At 70.4% G+C, this 19,213-nt stretch carries 20 protein-coding genes; 7 read left to right on the top strand and 13 right to left on the bottom strand.

Going from position 1 to position 19,213, the window contains the following annotated elements; all coding sequences use genetic code 11:
• Positions 1-44 precede the first annotated feature (44 nt).
• Positions 45-1,601 (top strand): ABC transporter substrate-binding protein, encoded by a 1,557-nt coding sequence (locus OHU74_RS22345; protein ID WP_371619760.1) that lies wholly within the window; start codon positions 45-47, stop codon positions 1,599-1,601.
• Positions 1,602-1,682: 81 nt separating this feature from the next.
• Here the strand turns inward: OHU74_RS22345 and OHU74_RS22350 are convergent, their stop codons facing one another.
• Genes OHU74_RS22350 through OHU74_RS22360 form a run of 3 tightly spaced genes read right to left on the bottom strand, consistent with a single transcriptional unit; the run spans position 1,683 to position 3,330 of the window.
• Positions 1,683-2,441, bottom strand: a complete 759-nt coding sequence (locus tag OHU74_RS22350) for a TetR family transcriptional regulator (RefSeq protein WP_371617529.1) — start codon at positions 2,439-2,441, stop codon at positions 1,683-1,685.
• A gap of 11 nt (positions 2,442-2,452) precedes the next feature.
• Positions 2,453-2,893 carry a thiol-disulfide oxidoreductase DCC family protein gene (locus OHU74_RS22355; RefSeq protein ID WP_371617530.1) on the bottom strand — a complete coding sequence of 147 codons (441 nt, stop codon included), beginning with the start codon at positions 2,891-2,893 and terminating at the stop codon, positions 2,453-2,455.
• A 5-nt stretch (positions 2,894-2,898) separates the two neighbouring features.
• Complete coding sequence (locus OHU74_RS22360; RefSeq protein ID WP_371617531.1) at positions 2,899-3,330, bottom strand: hypothetical protein; 432 nt, start codon at positions 3,328-3,330, stop codon at positions 2,899-2,901.
• A gap of 155 nt (positions 3,331-3,485) precedes the next feature.
• Between OHU74_RS22360 and OHU74_RS22365 the strand changes: the two genes are divergently transcribed.
• A complete protein-coding gene (locus tag OHU74_RS22365; RefSeq protein ID WP_371617532.1) occupies positions 3,486-3,899 on the top strand; it encodes a tyrosinase family oxidase copper chaperone in 414 nt (137 codons plus the stop codon).
• Positions 3,896-4,738: a tyrosinase family protein gene (locus tag OHU74_RS22370; protein WP_371617533.1), complete on the top strand. Its 843-nt coding sequence runs from the start codon at positions 3,896-3,898 to the stop codon at positions 4,736-4,738. The genes OHU74_RS22365 and OHU74_RS22370 overlap by 4 nt, the downstream gene beginning before the upstream one ends.
• A 113-nt stretch (positions 4,739-4,851) precedes the next feature.
• On the opposite strand, the gene OHU74_RS22375 is transcribed toward OHU74_RS22370, so the two are convergent.
• From OHU74_RS22375 to OHU74_RS22400, 6 genes are all read right to left on the bottom strand, one after another.
• Complete coding sequence (locus OHU74_RS22375; RefSeq protein WP_371617534.1) at positions 4,852-5,481, bottom strand: hypothetical protein; 630 nt, start codon at positions 5,479-5,481, stop codon at positions 4,852-4,854.
• Positions 5,482-5,658: 177 nt separating this feature from the next.
• Complete coding sequence (locus OHU74_RS22380) at positions 5,659-6,426, bottom strand: succinate dehydrogenase iron-sulfur subunit (protein ID WP_330298190.1); 768 nt, start codon at positions 6,424-6,426, stop codon at positions 5,659-5,661.
• The gene (gene sdhA / locus OHU74_RS22385; RefSeq protein WP_371617535.1) at positions 6,426-8,180 is read right to left on the bottom strand and encodes a succinate dehydrogenase flavoprotein subunit; all 1,755 of its coding nucleotides are present in this window, start codon (positions 8,178-8,180) and stop codon (positions 6,426-6,428) included. Before sdhA ends, OHU74_RS22380 begins: the two co-directional genes overlap by 1 nt.
• A 23-nt stretch (positions 8,181-8,203) precedes the next feature.
• Positions 8,204-8,695: a succinate dehydrogenase hydrophobic membrane anchor subunit gene (locus OHU74_RS22390; protein WP_371617536.1), complete on the bottom strand. Its 492-nt coding sequence runs from the start codon at positions 8,693-8,695 to the stop codon at positions 8,204-8,206.
• A gap of 5 nt (positions 8,696-8,700) precedes the next feature.
• Positions 8,701-9,081: a succinate dehydrogenase, cytochrome b556 subunit gene (gene sdhC / locus OHU74_RS22395; RefSeq protein WP_371617537.1), complete on the bottom strand. Its 381-nt coding sequence runs from the start codon at positions 9,079-9,081 to the stop codon at positions 8,701-8,703.
• Positions 9,082-9,233: 152 nt separating this feature from the next.
• Entirely contained in the window at positions 9,234-9,854 is a 621-nt protein-coding gene (locus OHU74_RS22400; RefSeq protein WP_371617538.1) for a 2-oxo-4-hydroxy-4-carboxy-5-ureidoimidazoline decarboxylase, read from the bottom strand.
• A 395-nt stretch (positions 9,855-10,249) separates the two neighbouring features.
• Here OHU74_RS22400 and OHU74_RS22405 point away from each other — a divergent pair, with 395 nt between their 5' ends.
• Positions 10,250-11,008 (top strand): RNA polymerase sigma factor, encoded by a 759-nt coding sequence (locus OHU74_RS22405; RefSeq protein WP_371619761.1) that lies wholly within the window; start codon positions 10,250-10,252, stop codon positions 11,006-11,008.
• A complete protein-coding gene (locus OHU74_RS22410) occupies positions 11,008-12,087 on the top strand; it encodes a hypothetical protein (RefSeq protein ID WP_371617539.1) in 1,080 nt (359 codons plus the stop codon). The genes OHU74_RS22405 and OHU74_RS22410 overlap by 1 nt, the downstream gene beginning before the upstream one ends.
• A gap of 281 nt (positions 12,088-12,368) precedes the next feature.
• Here OHU74_RS22410 and OHU74_RS22415 read toward each other — a convergent pair whose 3' ends face one another.
• Positions 12,369-13,250: a peptidoglycan-binding protein gene (locus tag OHU74_RS22415; protein WP_371617540.1), complete on the bottom strand. Its 882-nt coding sequence runs from the start codon at positions 13,248-13,250 to the stop codon at positions 12,369-12,371.
• 239 nt (positions 13,251-13,489) lie between these two features.
• Here OHU74_RS22415 and leuE point away from each other — a divergent pair, with 239 nt between their 5' ends.
• The gene (leuE, locus tag OHU74_RS22420) at positions 13,490-14,170 is read left to right on the top strand and encodes a leucine efflux protein LeuE (RefSeq protein WP_371617541.1); all 681 of its coding nucleotides are present in this window, start codon (positions 13,490-13,492) and stop codon (positions 14,168-14,170) included.
• Here the strand turns inward: leuE and OHU74_RS22425 are convergent.
• The 3 genes from OHU74_RS22425 to OHU74_RS22435 are packed head-to-tail and all read right to left on the bottom strand — an operon-like array spanning position 14,163 to position 17,604.
• The gene (locus OHU74_RS22425; RefSeq protein WP_371617542.1) at positions 14,163-15,266 is read right to left on the bottom strand and encodes an acyltransferase family protein; all 1,104 of its coding nucleotides are present in this window, start codon (positions 15,264-15,266) and stop codon (positions 14,163-14,165) included. The genes leuE and OHU74_RS22425 overlap by 8 nt on opposite strands.
• Entirely contained in the window at positions 15,263-16,633 is a 1,371-nt protein-coding gene (locus tag OHU74_RS22430; RefSeq protein ID WP_371617543.1) for a polysialyltransferase family glycosyltransferase, read from the bottom strand. The genes OHU74_RS22425 and OHU74_RS22430 overlap by 4 nt, the downstream gene beginning before the upstream one ends.
• A complete protein-coding gene (locus OHU74_RS22435) occupies positions 16,630-17,604 on the bottom strand; it encodes a glycosyltransferase family 2 protein (RefSeq protein WP_371617544.1) in 975 nt (324 codons plus the stop codon). Before OHU74_RS22435 ends, OHU74_RS22430 begins: the two co-directional genes overlap by 4 nt.
• A 186-nt stretch (positions 17,605-17,790) precedes the next feature.
• Between OHU74_RS22435 and OHU74_RS22440 the strand changes: the two genes are divergently transcribed.
• The gene (locus OHU74_RS22440; protein ID WP_371617545.1) at positions 17,791-19,185 is read left to right on the top strand and encodes a DUF6716 putative glycosyltransferase; all 1,395 of its coding nucleotides are present in this window, start codon (positions 17,791-17,793) and stop codon (positions 19,183-19,185) included.
• The last annotated feature ends 28 nt before the right edge of the window (positions 19,186-19,213 follow it).

The following is a 19,213-nucleotide window of genomic DNA, read 5'->3' on the forward strand; positions in this document are numbered from 1 at the left end:
TCGTGCGCAGCGGTGTACGGCCACATGGGGTGGGGTCAAGGATGTTGCGGTCTGTCCGCTCGAAAGTCATCGCGACCGGGCTGGGCCTGGCCGTCGCCGGAGTCGCCACCTGGCAGCTGCTGCCGCAGGACGCCGGCGGCGGCAAGGCGATCCGTGTGGGCACGAGCGACGTGGTCTCCTCCCTCGACCCCGCCGGGGCGTACGACGCCGGCTCCTGGGCCCTGTTCAGCAACGTCTACCAGTCGCTGCTGACCATCCGGTCCGGTTCGGACACCCCGGTGCCCGACGCCGCCTCCGCCTGCAAGTTCGTCGGCGAGAAGCTCAACACGTACCAGTGCGAGCTGCGCCCCGACCTGAAGTTCTCCTCCGGCCGCGCGGTCACCGCCGAGGACGTCAAGTTCTCCTTCGACCGGATCAAGGCGATCAACTCCGACCAGGGTCCGGCGCCCCTGTTCAACACCCTGGACTCGGTCAAGGCCGAGGGCAACACGGTCACCTTCAACCTCTCCGCGGGCGACGCCACCTTCCCGTTCAAGATCGCGACGGGCGCCGCCTCGATCGTGGACAAGGACAAGTACCCGGCCAAGGCCCTGCGCGAGGGCAACAAGGCCGACGGCTCCGGCCCGTTCACCCTGGGCGCCTATGCGCCGGGCACCAGCGCCGAGCTCAAGCCGAACGCCTCGTACAAGGGCCAGGGCAAGATCTCCAAGACGTCCGTCACCGTCCGGTACTACAAGGACTCCGCGGAGCTCGAGCAGGCCTGGAACGACCACGGGATCGAGGTCGCCCACCGCGACATGCCACCGGCCACCCTCGCGGCCCTCAACCCGGGCCTGAAGGACACCCGCTACGAGGCCACGGGCGGCACCGAGACCCGCAGCATGGTCTTCAACGTCCGCGCCGGCTCCCCGGCGGCGCAACCCGCCGTCCGCCAGGCCGTCGCCGCGGTCCTGGACCGCCCCAAGGTGGCGGGCGAGGTCTACAAGGGGACGGTCACCCCGCTCTTCTCGCTGGTTCCGGCGGGCATCGCCGCGCACAGCACGCCCTTCTTCGACGCGTGGCCGACGCCCAACGGGCTCACCGCGAAGAAGCTCCTCAAGGACGCCGGGATCACCGCCCCGGTCACGATCAACCTCGGGGTCAACGTGCGCGGCGCGAACATCGCCGAGGCCGAGGAGATCAAGAAGCAGCTGGAGTCCACCGGCCTGTTCCACCTGACCATCAAGCCGGTCGAGGTGTGGGCCGACTTCCAGAAGGCGTACGCGGCCGGCGCCTTCGACGCCTACACGATCGGCTGGATCGCGGACTTCCCGGACGCGGACAACTTCCTCGCCCCGCTCGTCGGCGCCGACTCCTCGATGAACAACGGCTTCTCGAACAAGGCCGTCGACGACCTCATCACCCGCACCCAGTCCTTCTCGGACCGTGCCGGCGCGGCCAACGACTTCCGCGATCTCCAGAAGCTCGTCGCCCAGGAGGTCCCGATGCTGCCGATCTGGCAGAAGAAGGACTACGTGATGTCCCGCGAGGCCGTCACCGGCGCGCAGTTCCTCTCGGACGGCACGGGCGTCTGGCGCCTGTGGGAGCTCAACTGGCTGTAACGGCCGTACGGGGCTCCGTGCGAGCACGGGGCCCCGCTGCGCCGGCCGGGCCGTCTCCGAAAGAGACGGCCCAGGACACCCCTAGACCTCCGGACCGGGCTCGGGGCCCGCGTCCGGGTCCGAGGCCCGCCTGCGGGAGCCGGCCTTGCCCGACACGGCCTTCTCGGCCATGCCCGGCAGGAAGTCCGTGAACAGTTCGTGGACCTCGCGCACCAGCGGGCGCAGCACCCGGAACCGGGCCAGGATGATGCCCCGCGTCGTCAGCTGCGCGCCGCGCTGGGCGAGCCGCCGGGTCTTCTCGCTGTTCGGGGAACGGTCGAAGACCCAGTAGAGGACCAGGCCCATCTGCGAGAGCCACATCAGCTCCGGCAGCACGTCGGCCAGTTCGTCCGGAACCTTGGTCTTCGCGCCGGCCAGCACCTCGCGGTGCATGTCGATGGCCTGGTTGCGGGCCGCTTCCGATTCCGGGGAGAAGGGGCTGAGCGGGCTCTCCGGGTCCGCCGCGTTCTTGAAGAACTGCGAGGCGAACTCGTGGTAGGGCGCCGCGATGTCCAGCCAGCTGGTCAGCACGCCCGCGAGCCGCTTCTGGAGATCGGTCTCGCTGTCCAGGATCGGCCGGACCGCCGCCAGGTGGGCGGCGCCGATCCGGTCGTAGAACCCCTGGACCAGGTGTTCCTTCGACTCGAAGTAGTAGTAGGCGTTGCCGACCGATACCCCGGCCTCCTTCGCGATACCGCGCATCGTCGTCTTGTCGAACCCGCGCTCCTGGAAGAGGCGGAGCGCGGTTTCGAGGATGAGAGTGCGGGTCTGCTCGCTCTTGGGAGCCTTCTGATCAGTCACGGTGTATGACCCTATCGGGGTACGGAGCAGTGGTCGTCACAGGCCGGTTCCTCCGGGTCCTGCCCGGTCGTCGCAGCCGCGTCCCCCGAATCGTCCCGTACGGCCTCCCGCCACTTGGACGCGGTGTACATGAACGCCTTGGCGAAGGGCCGGCCGGTGGGTGTGGCCAGCCAGTTCGCCTTCGGCCGGTGCTCGGTCAGCGCCCACAGGCAGACGATGAAGGCGTCCGTCCCGGTCCACACCTGGCCGGAGTCCCCGATGACGGTGATCTCCCGGAGCGTCGAGGCGTGGTCGAGCTGCGGGAACTGCTGCCGGGCCGCGTCCGAGGCCGCGGGCACGAGCCGCAGCGGGACCAGCCAGCGCTGTGCGAGCAGCCAGTGCCGGATGTGGACGCAGAGCGGGCAGTTCGCGTCGTACAGCACCGTCAGGTGCCGGGTCGCGGTGGTGGTCATCGGGATCAGCCCCGGGTGGGCGCGGGCCACCCCTGGGGGGCGCCCGGCGTGGTCCAGCCCTGCGGGGGGAGCGGCGGGGTCTGGTGGCGCTCCATGATTCCGCGGCGGCGCATCTTGTTCAGCACCCAGACGTTGCTGAGGTGCATGAAGCCGAGGACCAGGAGGACGACGCCGAGCTTGACCGAGAGCGCCTCGAAGAGCCCGCGGGCCGCGACGATCTCCTCGGCCGACCGCAGGTAGAGGGTCACGAAGCCGATGTTGACGAGGTAGAACCCGACCACCAGGAGCTGGTTGACGGCGTCCGCGAGCTTCTCGTTCCCCTGCAGGACGTCGGCGATGAAGATGCGGCCGTTGCGGCTGAGCGTGCGGGCCACCCAGACGGTGAGTCCGATGCTGACGAGCAGGTAGATGACGTACGCGACCACGGTGAGGTCCATTGCCCTCAGCCCCCTTGAACATGTTCAACTGCTGACGCCATTGACTGTAGAGCAAGTTTTGAACAGGTTCAAGCGAGCCGTTCCCGTCAGGCCGGACCGCAGTAACTCCGGGGCGCCCGTCGACCGTTCACGCGCCTCTGGTATTTCTTCGAGCCATGAAGAAGATCACCCGCCGGCATGCCTTGGGCATAGCTGCCGGCGCAACCACCGCTCTCGGGCTGACCGCCTGCACGTCCAAGTCGGCCGGCTCCCCGGCGGCCGGGGCGTCCGGCTCCCAGGCGTCCGGCTCGCCCGCTTCCATACCTGCCGGCGGCATCGACGAGGTCTTCGAGGGCCGCCGCATCCAGATCGCTCTCGGCGCGGGCGGCCACCACGGCGTCGGCGTGCCCACCGTCAAGATCGACGGCAACGAACTGCACATCATGCCCAATGCGGACGGCACCTGGGTCAGCGTCGTCAACCACTACCAGACGTATCCGAATCCCGTAGAGGCCGCCCGCGCAGCCATCCGCGACCTCCAGGGCGCGGCCCTCGTTCCGTTCGCACCGAAGGGCGGCGTCGCCGTATGACCGTCCGCAAGAGTCAGGCCAAGCTCACCGCCGAGGAGAAGCGCGCCTTCACCAACGCGCTGCTCGAACTCAAGCGGACGGGCGTCTACGACCGGTACGTCGATGCCCACAACGCCTTCCTGATGAACGACTCCGACCTCGGCACCCGGGTCGGCCACCGCGCTCCCTCGTTCCTCCCCTGGCACCGGCGCTTCCTGCTCGGCTTCGAAGCCCAGTTGCAGAAGGTGGATCCGAAGGTCTCGCTCCCGTACTGGGACTGGACCGTCGACCGGACCCCCAGCTCCTCCCTCTGGGCCGCGGACTTCATGGGCGGCACCAGCCGGGCACGGGACGGGCAGGTACTCGACGGGCCCTTCTCCTACGGGGCGGGCAAGTGGCCCATCACCGTGGGAGTGGACCAGCGCCAGTACCTGCGGCGCACCCTCGGCGCGGGCGTACCCGAGCTGCCGACCAAGGCGGAGGTGAACGCCGTCCTCGCCATGCCCGAGTACGACGCGGCCCCTTGGAACAGCACCTCCAACGGCTTCCGCAACCACCTCGAAGGCTGGCGCGGCGCCAACATCCACAACCGCGTCCACGTATGGATCGGTGGCCACATGGCCACCGCGGCATCCCCCAACGACCCGGTCTTCTGGATGCACCATGCCTTCATCGACATGCTCTGGGCCGAATGGCAGCGGCGGAACCCGAAGTCCACGTACCTGCCCGCCACTGCGACAAAGGACGTGGTCGACCTGCACGGCGTCATGTCGCCGTGGACGGACGTGACCCCGGCCGACATGCTGGACCACCGCAAGTTCTACACCTTCGACACGGAAGGGGCCCCCGCCGCCGGCTAGGCCGTCTCTTTCGGATCTTGCCGGGTCCGCGCCGCGGGCCGGGGCCTCCGGATCAGCCGCGCGGGAGGAACTCCAGCAGGTCCCGCACCAGGGTCCGGGGCCCCGGGGTCGAGTCACATGCTCAGCGCGCGCGCCTGGTTGAGCTGGCTCATCACCCACATGTACGTGCCCGGGTCCACGGCCGGGATCATCGTGGAGTGGTGGCGGCCGCCGCTGTTCACCGTGATCTGGATGTAGCCCGTCGTGCGGCGCTCCTTCATCAGGAGGAAGAGCAGGCCGAGCAGGCAGAACAGGAAGAAGATGACGGCCAGCACGATCGCGTGCGCCGGGATCTTCTCCTCCGTCCGGGAGAAGTCCGTGGCGTTCCAGATGGCGCCCCTGAGCGGCATGTTGCCCGACGGGGTGATGATCTGGTCCCCGGCGATGGTGATGTCGCCCAGCGAGAGCCCGGCCGCCGCGTACCCCGGGGAGGGCATCGGCGGCATCGGGGGCATCGGCGCCGTCATGCCCGCGCCGCCGATGGTCGGCTGGTGGGCCGGGGGCTGCGGGTACCCGTACCCGGGCTGCGACGGGTCGGCCGGCGGATAGCCGTAGCCGGGCTGGGGCGGACCGGCCGGCGGGTAGCCGTATCCGGGCTGCGCAGGGGCGCCGTAACTCGGCGTGCCGGGACCCCACTTGTTGTCTCCCTGGCCGCCACCCTGGTTCGGGTCGCCCGCGTACGGATTCGGCTGTTGCTCACTCATGATGTCGATCCTTACACAGCCTTCCCCGGGCCCATAGGGCGATTGTCGGTGCCCGGCCCCAATCTCCGTACCCGGGAAGGGCGAGGCGGGTTTTCCGCCGGGGCCGATACGCCGAAGGCCCCGCCCCCGGTGTGTGAACACCGGGGGCGGGGCCTCGTACGACTGACTACGACGGGATCAGAAGCGGCGGGTGATCAGGGCCCGCTTCACTTCCTGGATCGCCTTCGTGACCTCGATGCCTCGCGGGCACGCGTCGGTGCAGTTGAAGGTCGTGCGGCAGCGCCACACGCCGTCCTTGTCGTTCAGGATCTCCAGGCGCTGCTCGCCGGCCTCGTCACGCGAGTCGAAGATGAAGCGGTGCGCGTTGACGATCGCCGCCGGGCCGAAGTACTGGCCGTCGTTCCAGAACACCGGGCACGAGGACGTGCACGCGGCGCACAGGATGCACTTGGTGGTGTCGTCGAAGCGCTCGCGGTCCTCGGCGGACTGCAGGCGCTCGCGCGTCGGCTCGTTGCCCTTGGTGACCAGGAACGGCATGACGTCCCGGTACGCCTGGAAGAAGGGCTCCATGTCGACGACGAGGTCCTTCATCACGGTGAGGCCCTTGATGGCCTCGACCGTGATCGGCTTCTCCGGGTTGATGTCCTTGATCAGCGTCTTGCAGGCGAGCCTGTTCTTGCCGTTGATCCGCATCGCGTCGGAGCCGCAGATGCCGTGCGCGCACGACCGGCGGAAGGTCAGCGTGCCGTCGAGGTCCCACTTGATCTTGTGGAGACCGTCGAGCACGCGCTCCTTCGGGTCGATCTCGATCTGGAAGTCCTGCCACTGCGACTCGTCCGAGATCTCGGGGTTGAAGCGGCGGATCCGGAACGTGACCGTGATGAACGGCGAAGCGGCGGCCGCCGCCTCCATCTGGTCCGTCTTGGACATGGTCGGGGTGGCCATCAGTACTTACGCTCCATCGGCTGGTAGCGGGTGACGACGACGGGCTTGTAGTCCAGGCGGACCGAGTCCTGGCCGTTGTCGTCCACCTCGCGGTACGCCATGGTGTGGCGCATGAAGTTGACGTCGTCGCGGTTCGGGTAGTCCTCGCGGTAGTGACCGCCGCGGGACTCCTTGCGCGCCAGCGCGGACACGGCCATGACCTCGGCCAGGTCGAGCAGGTTGCCCAGCTCGATGGCCTCCAGCAGGTCCGTGTTGAAGCGCTTGCCCTTGTCCTGGACCGAGACGTTCTTGTAGCGCTCGCGCAGCTCCGCGATCTTCTCGACCGCGGTCTTGATCGTCTGCTCGGTGCGGAACACCATCACGCAGGCGTCCATGGTCTCCTGGAGCTCCAGGCGCAGGTCCGCGACCCGCTCGTTGCCCGTGGAGGCACGCAGCTGCTCGACCTGGTCGATGACCTGCTGCGCCGGGTTCTCGGGCAGCTCGACGTAGTCGTTGGCGTGCGCGTACGCCGCCGCGGCGATGCCCGAGCGCTTGCCGAAGACGTTGATGTCCAGCAGCGAGTTGGTGCCCAGGCGGTTCGCGCCGTGCACCGATACGCACGCGACCTCGCCGGCCGCGTACAGGCCCGGGACGACGGTGGTGTTGTCCATGAGGACCTCACCCTCGACGTTGGTCGGGATGCCGCCCATGGCGTAGTGCGCGGTGGGCTGGATCGGGATCGGGTCCGTGTACGGCTCGATGCCCAGGTAGGTGCGCGCGAACTCGGTGATGTCCGGGAGCTTCGCGTCGAGCTGCTCCGGCGGCAGGTGCGTCAGGTCCAGGTACACGTGGTCACCGGCCGGGCCGCAGCCGCGGCCTTCGCGGATCTCGGTGTAGATGGAGCGCGAGACGACGTCACGGGACGCGAGGTCCTTCATGACCGGCGCGTACTTCTCCATGAAGCGCTCGCCGTCCTTGTTGCGGAGGATGCCGCCCTCACCGCGGGCGCCCTCCGTCAGCAGGATGCCCATGCGCCAGATGCCCGTCGGGTGGAACTGGAAGAACTCCATGTCCTCGAGCGGCAGGCCGCGGCGGTAGCAGGCCGCCTGGCCGTCACCCGTGAGGGTGTGCGCGTTGGAGGTCACCTTGAAGAACTTGCCGGTGCCGCCGGAGGCGTAGATGACGGACTTCGCCTGGAACACGTGGATCTCGCCGGTGGCGAGCTCGTACGCGACCACGCCGGCCGACTTCTTGACGCCGTCCTCCTCGACCAGGAGCTGGTCCAGGACGTAGAACTCGTTGAAGAACTCCACGCCCTCCTTGACGCAGTTCTGGTAGAGCGTCTGGAGGATCATGTGACCGGTGCGGTCCGCGGCGTAGCAGGACCGGCGGACCGGCGCCTCGCCGTGGTTGCGCGAGTGGCCGCCGAAGCGGCGCTGGTCGATGGTGCCGTCCGGGGTGCGGTTGAACGGCAGGCCCATCTTCTCGAGGTCGAGGACCGCGTCGATGGCCTCCTTCGCCAGGATCTCGGCGGCGTCCTGGTCGACCAGGTAGTCACCGCCCTTGACCGTGTCGAAGGTGTGCCACTCCCAGTTGTCGTCCTCCACGTTGGCGAGCGCGGCGGCCATGCCGCCCTGCGCGGCGCCCGTGTGGGAGCGGGTGGGGTAGAGCTTGGTCAGCACGGCGGTGCGGCTGCGCTTCGTCGACTCGATGGCGGCGCGCATTCCCGCGCCACCCGCGCCGACGATGACGGTGTCGTACTTGTGGATCTTCATTGGTTTCGCCTCAGCCCCGTTGCCTAGCGGATGTTCGGGTCGAAGGTGAAGATCACCAGCGTGCCCAGAAGAATGGTGAACACGGTGGCGGTGTAGAGCAGGCCCTTGAGCCACAGCCGCGTGTTGGCGCGCTCCGCGTAGTCGTTGATGACGGTACGCAGGCCGTTCGCTCCGTGGAGCATCGCGAGCCACAGCATCAGCAGGTCCCAGACCTGCCAGAACGGGGACGCCCAGCGGCCGGCCACGAAGGCGAAGCCGATCTTGGAGACGCCGCCGTCGAGGACGAGCTGGATCAGCAGGTGGCCGATGACCAGGACGACCAGCACGATGCCCGAGAGGCGCATGAAGAGCCACGCGACCATCTCGAAGTTGCCGCGCGTCGAGCGCGGGGTCTTGCTGGTGCGCTTGCGCGGGGCCTCGATGTACGGCGCCGGGTTCTCGACGTCGTAGAGGGAGACCCCCTCCACGTCGCCGATGGCCTTGGTCATGTTGGCGGGAGAAGTGTCAGAAGACATGCGTGTCACTTCCCGAACAGTTCGAGGTAGGCGTGGTGCAGCACGGGGTAAACGGCCCCGGCCATCAGCACGATCCAGACGCTCAGCACGGTCCAGAGCATCTGCTTCTGGTAGCGCGGTCCCTTGGACCAGAAGTCCACGGCGATGACACGGAGACCGTTGAGCGCGTGGAACAGGATTGCGGCGACGAGGCCGTATTCCAGCAGCGCGACGATCGGAGTCTTGTAGGTAGCCACGACATCGTCGTACGCCTCGGGAGAGACGCGGACGAGAGCGGTGTCGAGGACGTGTACGAACAGGAAGAAGAAGATGAGGACGCCGGTGACTCGATGAGCCACCCAGGACCACATTCCTTCCCGGCCGCGGTACAACGTTCCAGCCGGCACGGAAAACCCTCCGGAAGCGGGGCGGGGGCCAGCCGGCTTCTTTGTCGGTCGGGCCCGGCCGGGTACGGTCCTCCGGCCCCGGACATCGTAGCGACGCTTTGTCGGTTCCCTCGCGCGGGGGCCATCGGTGTGATCAAACAGGCACGGACGGACTATCCCACAGGGGCGAATAGCCCGAATTCGGCAGCAGATACCCCATCTGCCGAGGTCAGCCAGTGTGTCAGGTCGGCGAGCCGGACCTGCGCGACGCGACGGAGCTCATCGGCGGAGATCGCGCGCTCCTCGTCCACCTCCAGGTCCATCCGCCGCCGGATCGCGGCCAGCAGCTCGTCCGCCTGCTCCTCCGGGGTGTGCCCGTCGAGGCAGATCACGAAGGCGTGGCGGTACGTCCGCTCGTACTCCGCGTGGGCCGCGTCGAGCGCCAGCAGCGCGGCGTACGAGGCCCCGGGCTCCAGCTCCGGCGGGAACTCGCCGGCCAGTGCCTCCGAGAGGTCCGCCTGGGACAGGTCGTACGAGGCCTCGTCCGCGGCGGCGAGCAGCGCGCCGTGATCGGGGTAGGGGCGGTGGGCCGCCACCCGCTGGGCCCAGCGGGTGCTGCCGCAGCAGTGCAGCAGTACGGAGTGGGCGGCTTCGGGGGACAGGGCGTTGAACCGCGCGAGCCCGGAGTCCGCGGGCCCTGAATCGTGGGAGGGATCGGAGCTGCCGCGGGCCTGTGCCGGAAGGTGGCTGGACAGCGGGGGGCTCCTCGTGGCGTGGCGCGGGTGTACCGCCACGCTATCGACGTGGGGCCGGGTGTGTCGTACCCATCCAGGGTTTTCACCCGGAAGTGAGCCGAAAGGATGACAAGGCGCCATCCGGGGGGCGTGTGCCCGGGGCGGAGGCTGTTTGCCGGGCCGCGCGTGGCGGGGGGCATGATGACCCGGAAGAAGGCCGGGAAAGGGGAGGGCGGCCGAGGCCGCCACCCCCCACAGGAGAGGCCCCGGCCGCCATCCGTCACGGACTCGTGCGACAAGCCCGTACCCCTGTCAGCGCCTTGGGTGCGTTTTGTGTCACACCTCGCTCCGCGCAGGATTGGTTGCTCGTTGTACAACTCGTGGACGAAGGTGCTTGAAACCCGTAACGTGCTGATTTGCGCCACACGTACAGGACAGTGAACGGGTTGGGGACTTTGCTGGGGGACGACGCGGAGCTGACCACCGCGGTGCTCGCGGCACAAGACGGCGACGAGAACGCGTTCCGTACTGTGTACCGCGCCGTGCACCCACGCCTGCTCGGATACGTCCGCACGCTCGTCGGGGACGGCGACGCCGAGGACGTCACCTCCGAAGCCTGGCTGCAGATCGCCCGCGACCTCGACTCCTTCACCGGCGACGCCGACCGCTTCCGCGGCTGGGCCGCCCGCATCGCCCGCAACCGTGCCCTCGATCACATCCGGATGCGCGGCCGCCGCCCCGCCGTGGGCGGCGACGAGACCGAACTGACGGGCCGCGCCGCCGACTCCGACACCGTGGCCGAGGCCATGGAGGCCCTGTCCACCGGCCGCACCATGGCCCTCATAGCCCAGCTCCCGCAGGACCAGGCGGAAGCCGTGGTCCTCCGGGTCGTGGTCGGCCTCGACGCCAAGACCGCGGCCGAGACGCTGGGCAAGCGCCCCGGAGCGGTACGCACCGCCGCGCACCGGGGGCTGAAGAAGCTGGCCGAGCTGCTGAGCGCGGAGGGCGGTTTCGGGCCGGACTCCGGTATCGGCTCCGGAACGGGCTTCGGGCTCGGAGATAATGGCACCGGCCTTGGTACTGGTGACCAGGCACGGGACGGCGGGGGCGGGAGGGATCTCGACGCCGTACCGGCGCAGCGCGGCCACGGCGGGGGCCTCGTAGAAAAAACCGGTGTGACGCATTCACGTTGGCGGACGCAGAAGGACATGTGATGGCCGACGAGCGCGACAGGTGGCTGGACAGAGCCGCGGCGGACAGACTGCTGCGCGGAGAACCGGCCACACCTGGCGCCGAGCGCCACGCCCGCGCCCGCGCGGAGCGGCTGCGCGCCGCCCTCGACGCACTGGCCGAGCCGCCCCCGGCGGTCGGCGGGGAACTGCCCGGAGAAGCCGCCGCCGTCGCCGCCTTCCGTGCCGCACGCGGCACGGTGCCCCGGTCGCAGGCCGCGGGCGCCGGGGTGTTCGGCTCCGGCGAGACCGTGGTGGACCTCAGCCCGCCCGGAACGCACCGGGGCGCAGGTGCTGGTTCCGGCCACGGCACGGGCGTACCTTCCGGTTCCGCTTCTCATTCCGGTTCAGGCCCCCGGCGCCACCGGCCGGTCCGCTTCGTCCTTGCGGCGGCCGTGGCGAGCGTGGCCGTGGGCGGCCTGGCGGCCGCGGCCGGTGCCGGACTGCTGGACCACGACACCTACGAGAGCGCGGGCCGGGCCCCGGCCGTGTCGGTGGGCACCGGGGACTCCTCGGCGGCCGCGGGCGGCTCGGACCCGACGCTGATCCCGCAGCCGAAGTCCCCCCGGACGCCCGGCTCCGGGACTCCGGGGGCCACCCCGGACCCGGGCAACACCCTCGGCGCGGAGGGGCGTACGCCGACCGCACCCGATGCCGCCGCCGGTGGGATGGGGACGGGCGGCGGCAGCGCGACCGGTCCGAGCGCCAACGGCTCCACCCCGGGCAGGGAAAACCGGGACCGCTTCCTCGAGGGCGGCACGGACAATGCCGACAAGGACCGGGAGAGCCGGATCCGGGTGGCCGAGATGTGCCGGGACTTCCGGGCGGGAAAGCTCGACGGCGACCGCCGCGAGAAGCTCGTACGGCTGGCCAAGGGGCTCCTGCGGATCCCGCGCTACTGCCAGACGGTTCTCGGCGAGAGCGCCGACGGCGCTCCGCGCGGCGATGCGCCGGCCGTGACCGACGGGAGCGCCCCGATGGGGGCGCCGACCCTGACCCCGGCCAAGCCGGCCGACGGCGCGCAGGGCGTGGACGGTTCGCTGGGGCTGCACGTACGCAGCTGAGCGGTGTCCGGGTGCGGGACCTGAGCGGTGTCCGGGCCCGGGACCCGAGCGGTGCACGGGTGCGGGATCGGGTATCGGACAGTGTCCGGAAACGATCCCCCGCACCGGCTGTAACACTTTTCGAACCGGCGGCGCAGTACATATCGAGCCGACTGGTCATCGGCCGCGCATGAGCCGGGGTTCCCCCCGTACCCCTGGGCTCTGCGCAACCGGCGCGGGCGGGATTCGTTCCCCCGATCCCGCCCGCGCCCTCAATCCCCGACCTGACCGGCCGGACCGGCTCACCAGTAGACGACGACCTTGTCGCCGACCTGGACGGCGTCGAACAGCTTCGACAGCTTGGCCTTGTCCCGGACGTTCACGCAGCCGTGCGAGGCACCGGCGTAACCGCGGGCGGCGAAGTCCGCCGAGTAGTGCACGGCCTGGCCACCGCTGAAGAACATCGCGTACGGCATGGGCGTGTGGTAGATCGTCGACGTCCACTCCTTGGCCTTCCAGCCCACGTCGAACACGCCCTCGCGGGTCGGGGTGTTCTCGGAGCCGAAGCGGACGTCCATGGTGGAGACGACCTTGCCGTCGATCATCCAGGCGAGCGTGCGGCTCTCCTTGCTGATGCACATGACCCGGCCCGTCATACAGCGCGGGTCGGGCGCGTCCGCCTCGTTGACGGTCGACGGGTTCAGCTCGTCGGCGGTGGGCTTCTTGGTCAGGCTCTGGATCTTCTTCCAGGTGGGCTCGTCCACCCCGCCCGTGGCGGGCAGGCCGTTCTTCGACTGGAAGGACTTGACCGCGGCCGTCGTCTTGGAACCGTAGAAGCCGGTCGGGGCGACCGACATCAACTTGAGCTGACGCAGCCGGGCCTGGAGCTCGCGCACCTGGTCGCTGTCGTCGCCGTTCGCCATCACCTGCTTGACGGTCGGCTTCGCAGAGGCGGAAGCGGACGGGGACGCGGACTCGGAAGGCGAGGTGGAAGGCGAGGCGGAAGGTGACGCGTCGCCGGGCTTGGCGTCCGAGGACGGCGAGGTGGAGGCGACCGCCGTGGGCGAAGCGGGCGCGGACGGGGAGCCCTTGGACTCCGCCTTCTGCGGACCGCAGGCGGTCGCGGCGAGCGCGACGGCGGTGGCCAGGCCAAGAGCTCGGATTATGACTTTCTGTCGGTGCATTGCAGTCCCCCGGTTTCTACGACGTGTATCTAGGTGATGCCTGGCGGGCGCGGACAGTTGCAGGGAACGCGGCGATGTTGCGCCATTGTGACCAGCGCCTGTGAGCAGGGGAGGTTCTACCAGTCCGGGGAGGCTCGGAGCCACTGGGGAACCCGCACTCGCACACACGCTCCAGCGGGCGGACCACACTGTGAAACTCACTGGCGCGACAGGTGCGTCCCTATGGGACACTCCTGCACATGCTGGGTGTCACAGACCTTCCGACGTATCTCGCCGGCCTCGTGCTGATCATTTTGCTGCCGGGCCCGAACTCGCTCTACGTGCTCTCCGTCGCCGCGCGCCGCGGAGTGCGCAAGGGGTACACGGCGGCCTTCGGCGTGTTCACGGGGGACGCCGTCCTCATGACCCTGGCCGCCGTGGGCGCCGGGGCCCTGCTCCAGACCAGCCCGATGCTCTTCGGCATCGTCAAACTGCTCGGCGCCGGGTACCTGACCTGGCTCGCCATCGGGATGCTGCGGGGCGCGTGGACGATGTGGCGCGCGCGGCGCGAGCGGGACGGGGCCCAGGAGCGGGCCGGGGTTCCCGTGGCCGAAGCCGGCGCCGAGGGCGCAGCCGGGGACGGCGCCGAGCGGCCCTACCGGCGGGCGCTGCTGATCAGCGTGTTCAACCCGAAGGCCATCCTCTTCCTGATGTCCTTCTTCGTGCAGTTCGTGGACCCCGGCTACGCCTATCCGGCGCTGTCCTTCCTGCTGCTCGGCGGCCTGCTCCAGATCGGCAGCTTCCTTTACCTGACCACGCTGATATTCGGCGGGACCCGCCTGGCCGCCGCCTTCCGGCGCCGCAAGCGGCTGTCCGCCGGGGCCAGCTCGGCGGCGGGCGTCCTGTTCCTGGGCTTCGCCGCCAAGCTCGCCGTCAGCTGAGGGCTCTGCGCAGTTTCGGGCCGAAGGGACGTTCCACCAGACGGTGGATCGCCCAGGCCAGGCCCAGCATGAACACCACCGTCAGCGCGAAGGTGGCCGGAGCCGGGATGCCCGCCGTCCGGTGCAGGGCTTTGATGGCCACGAAGCCCAGATGCTCGTGGACCAGGTAGAACGGATACGTCAGGGCCCCGGCCACCGTCAGCCACTTCCAGCGCGCCCAGCCGAGCTTGCCGAGCGCGACCAGGGCGACCACCGCGAAGCCGGCCGTCACGATCGCGATGATCACCAGCGAGCTGCGGTACGAGAAGGCCTTCGGGTTCGGCGCGTGCCACAGCCCCGCCACCGCGTAGTGCTGCCCGATCAGCCAGCCGGTCACGGCCGCGGCCCAGGCGAGCTTGTCGCGGTGGTCGCGGTGCACCAGGTACAGGCCGATGCCGCCGATGAAGAACGGCGCGTACTGCGGCATCAGGGCCTGGCTGAGGAAGCCCTTGCCCATGGGATCGGCGACGTTCGCGAGCACCGCCGCGATCGTCCAGACGCCGCAGAACAGCAGCGTCCGCCGGCGGCCTCCGCCCGGCAGGATCACACAGAGCGCGAAGAGGACGTAGAAGCGCAGCTCGACCCAGAGCGTCCAGCACACGCCGAGCACCCGGTCGGCGCCCAGCGGCTGCTGGAGCATGGTCAGGTTGAGCAGGAGGTCCGACGGCGAGACCCGTTCGACCGCCACGGTGACCAGCGCGATCGCCACCCAGTACGCCGGGTAGAGGCGGGCCGCGCGGGAGGCGGCGAACTCGCGGACCGTGCGCCCCTGGGCGCTCATGCAGATCACGAAGCCGCTGATGATGAAGAAGATCTGCACGCCGAGCGGGCCGTACGCCAGCCAGGTCGAGGCGCTGGGGAACAACTTGTTCGGCGAGGCGCCCCAGGACTTGGCTATTTCCCCGCCGCGGCCGCCGTAGTGGTATCCGCAGACCATGAGGGCGGCGAGCAGCCGCAGCCCGTCCAGGGCCCGGAGCCGGTCGGAGCCGGACTTCGGCCCCGACTCCGGCCCGGACTTCGCCTCGGTGCGCGCGCCCGGTACCACGGTGGCGGTCATCGCTTGCCTCTCAGACGGCGGACCCGGCGGGCGCGGCGCACGGCGCTGCGCAGGACCGGGCTGCGGGTCAGGAACGCCAGTTGCGCGGGGATGCCGCCGGGCAGGCCCTGGCTCGCCAGGCGGCGCCGGGTGAAGTAGCGCCAGGTACGGGCGTCCAGGTGCCGGGTCAGGTACTCCTCGGCCGCCGCGCGGTGCTGCGTGAGGATCCGCGGCTGCATCGCGAAGCCGACCGCGGCCAGCAGACCGCCCAGGCGGGACTGCACCTCGTCGGGTCCCGGGGCGGTCCAGCCGCGCACGGCCGCGGTGTCGGCCAGGTCGGGCAACAGCGCGTCCACGATCGTCAGCGGGACCCGGTTGCTGTTCTGGTACGGGGTGAGTCGGGCCAGTACGGTCCCCGTCCCCGCCCGCGCGACGGGCAGCCCGAACAGCGTGGCCGCCGTCAGCAGCCCGGTGGAGAAGCAGCCGACAACCAGCGCCGGGTGCAACTGCTGGTAGAGGATCTCGGCCAGCACGGGAGTGTCCATGACGGTCAGGCGGGCGCCGAGCCGCTCGGCCTCCGCCTCCGCCCGGCGGGAGTAGACGGCCGGGGCGCTGGGATGCGGCTTGAAGATCAGCTCCCGGTGTCCCAGGGCGTACGCACCGCGCACCATCTCGGCGTGCAGGTCCTCTTCCTGCTGCGCGGAGATGAGGTCGAGCGCCGAGAGGTACTGGCCCAGGAGCAGGGCCGGGGCCTCGCCCGCGGCCCGGGCCGCGGTGAGCTGTCCGCCGTCCGGAGCCGACGCGGCCAGTGCGGCCAGCACCTTGAGGAACTCGTCGGTCGGCACCAGCTCCGCCGGCACCCCGAACTCCGTGAGGAGCAGCGGTTCCAGCCCCGGTACGAGGTCCAGGTGCAGCACCCGCCGCACCCGCATCCCGATCTGCGGGTCGAGCCGGACGCGCGTGGGTCCGTAGCTCATCAGCCCGTCGGCGTAGACGTCGACGGCGGCGCCCGGGAAGAGCTGGCACAGGGCCTGCGCGGGCGGCACCTGGAGGGACTCCACGATCAGCTCGACCCGGTCCTCGCCGAGCCCCCACAGGGTCCGCAGGTACCGCTCCCACAGCGGGACGTCGTCGGCGCGCGGCGACCAGGAGCTGGGGTGCTGCGGCTCGATGACGGTGTTCCAGTCGAGCACCTCGTCGAAGCGGGTGCTCAGGGTGGCGAAGCCGGGCATGTCGGCGAGCCGGGGGTTGATCTCGGCGGCGACGGAGTGGTTGCTGGTCAGCAGGATCCGGCGGTCGGCGGTCGGGAAGCTGCCGGCGTCGACGGCCGCGGCGAGCGTGGCCGTCCCGTAGAGGGTGGAGGCGATGAAGATCTGGGTGAGACTCACGCTGCCGCTCCCGACGGGGTGCGGCGGCGGAGCCGGCGCAGGAGGGCGGCCCGGTCGGCGTCCATCGAGTTCAGGACCTGTTCGAGGACGTCCTGGGGCATTCGGCCGAGCGCGGCCGCGCTCATCGAACGGAGTTTCCTGGCCACGGCCGGTTCGAACCTTTCGATGGATCCGATGTGGTGCGCGATAATCGCGCAGTACGTTCGGACGGCTTTGGGGAGGAGAAGATCGGATTCCCGGTCGGCGGCCGTCTCCTCCACCACCTGGTCAAATGCTCGAATGAAATCGAGCTGACGCTCGTCCCCGATTTGTGTGAGCGAGGTGGAAACTCCGCGCCGGTAGAAGATCCCGGGCAGGCCGACCGCCGCGAAGGAACGTGCCTCCCGGTGGAGCCGCCAGATCCACGGCCGGTCCTCCGCCGTCCGCAGACCGTCCGTGAAGTGCAGCAGCCCGCGGTCCAGCAGCCGCCGGTGGTACATCCCCGCCCACGCGAACGGATAGTCCACCGAGGTGGCCCGGGAGGCGGGCAGGATGCCGGTGCGGGGATCGGCCGCGAGGGACTCCGGGCCGTAGGGGACGCGCTGGACCGAGCGCTCCCGGCCGGTGCACCTGACATGGTCGTTGCGGACGAAGTCGCAGCTCAGAGCCTCGATGGCGGCCAGTGTCCGGGCCAGGTGGCCGGGCGCCAGCCAGTCGTCCCCGTCCAGGAAGGCGATGTATTCGCCGCGGGCCGCGTCCAGGCCGGTGTTGCGGGCCGTCGCCAGCCCGCCGTTGCGCTCGTGTCTGAGGAGCACGGCGCCGGGCAGCTCGCGCGCCGCCCGCTCCAGGAGCGCGGGCGTCCCGTCCGTCGAGCAGTCGTCGACCAGCAGGAACTCGAAATCGTCCCGTGCGTTCAGTTCGAGGCTTTTCAGGGCATCCGGCGCGTATGTCTGCACGTTGTAGAACGGCACGACAATGGAGAGCTTGAGCACTCGGGAGACATTAGAGCGCCGCTCGCCATTTACTGTGACCCGGACGCGGATTCCATGTGAACGACGCACGGCGGGTGTGTTAACCGGGGTGTTTCCGGGCTCTTTCGCATTTCGTCGACGGGTTGTTAACCCGCTGTTGTGCGTTCGTTGGGCCGATCACCGGAAAGGCGGAATAACTTCTGCCGGGTGCCAGCAAGCAATCGTGCGGCCGATCGTGCCGTCCTCCGAGTGGCCGTACTCGCAGATTCCGACACCCGGTGGAAATGGGGTGCGCTCACCGCGCGCCGCCTCGCCCCGGAGCCCGGCTCCGTCCACCTGACCGGCTTCCTGCTGCGGGGCCGCGCCACACCCACCGCGCGCCAGCTCGGCGAGGTCGGCGTGCGGGCCGACCGGCTGACCGAGGTGACCTGCGCCGGGTTCCTCGCGGAGCTGGCCGAGCCGGGGTCCTCCTCGCCCTCCGGGCCCGGGCTCCCGGGCCCGGCCCCCTACGACGTGGTCGTCCTCGCGCTGGTCGGAGGCGCGGTGCAGGCCGTTCTGCACGGGGCCCGGGCGCTGTGGCCCGGACCGGGCGCACGGCCGGTGTTCGTCACCGGGTACGTCGGGGTCGTCTACGAGAAGCTCGCCGACGGGCTGCTGCTGCGGCACGGAGCGGACCTCGTCCTCGCCAACTCCCGCCACGACGCGGGCCGGTTCCGCGAGGTGTACGAGGGCGTGGGCGCGGATGCCGGGGCCGTCGTGGAGACGGCGCTGCCGTTCCTCGGCGGAGCGACCCACCAGCCGGTCGGTGACACGCCCCACCGGGTGGTCTTCGCGGTCCAGCCGTCCGTGCCGGACGGCCGCGCCGACCGCGCCTACCTGCTGGGCCGCGCCGCGGAGCACGCCCGGCTGCACCCGGAGCGCGAGGTGCTGATCAAACTGCGCAGCCGCCCCGGGGAGCACACCACGCACCTCGAGGAGCACCCGTACCAGCGCCTGGCGGAGCGGCTGCCCGGCGGCCTCCCCGCCAACTGCCGCCTGGTGTACGGGAACATGGGCGAGGTCCTGGACACCGCGGACCTGCTGGTCACCGTCTCCTCCACGGCCGCCCTCGAATCGCTGCACCGCGGAATCCCGACGGCGGTCCTGACCGACCTCGGCATCCGCGAAGCCCTCGGCAACCACCACTTCCTCGGCTCGGGCTGCCTGGCCTCCTGGACCCAGCTCGACGCGGGACTGCTGCCCCGGGGGAACCCCGAGTGGCTGGCGGCGCAGGGCGTGGCCCCCGCTGCGGGCGACAGCGCGGGAGGCGGGGCGTACGCCGCGGCCCGCAGCCGCCTCGCGGACTTGCTGGAGCAGGGCCGACTGCCCGCCCTCGCCCCCCACTACACGCAGACCACCGCTCCCGGATACCTGCCCGGCATCCTGGCCCGGCACCAACTGGGCCCCGACGGGCGCCCCTTGCCCGGTGCGGTCCGGCCGGCGGCCGGTGAGTCCCGGCTGCGCCGCAAGCTCCGCGCGCACCTGCGCGAAGCCGCCCGCGGCGCCTACCGCCACGGCGTCCAGCGCGTCGCGCCGGTGATCCGCCGGCTGGGGGAGCTGTGAGCGCCCGCGCGGCCGCATCCGGGGTCGG

The sequence above is a fragment of the Streptomyces sp. NBC_00454 genome (assembly GCF_041434015.1).
GTDB lineage: Bacteria > Actinomycetota > Actinomycetes > Streptomycetales > Streptomycetaceae > Streptomyces.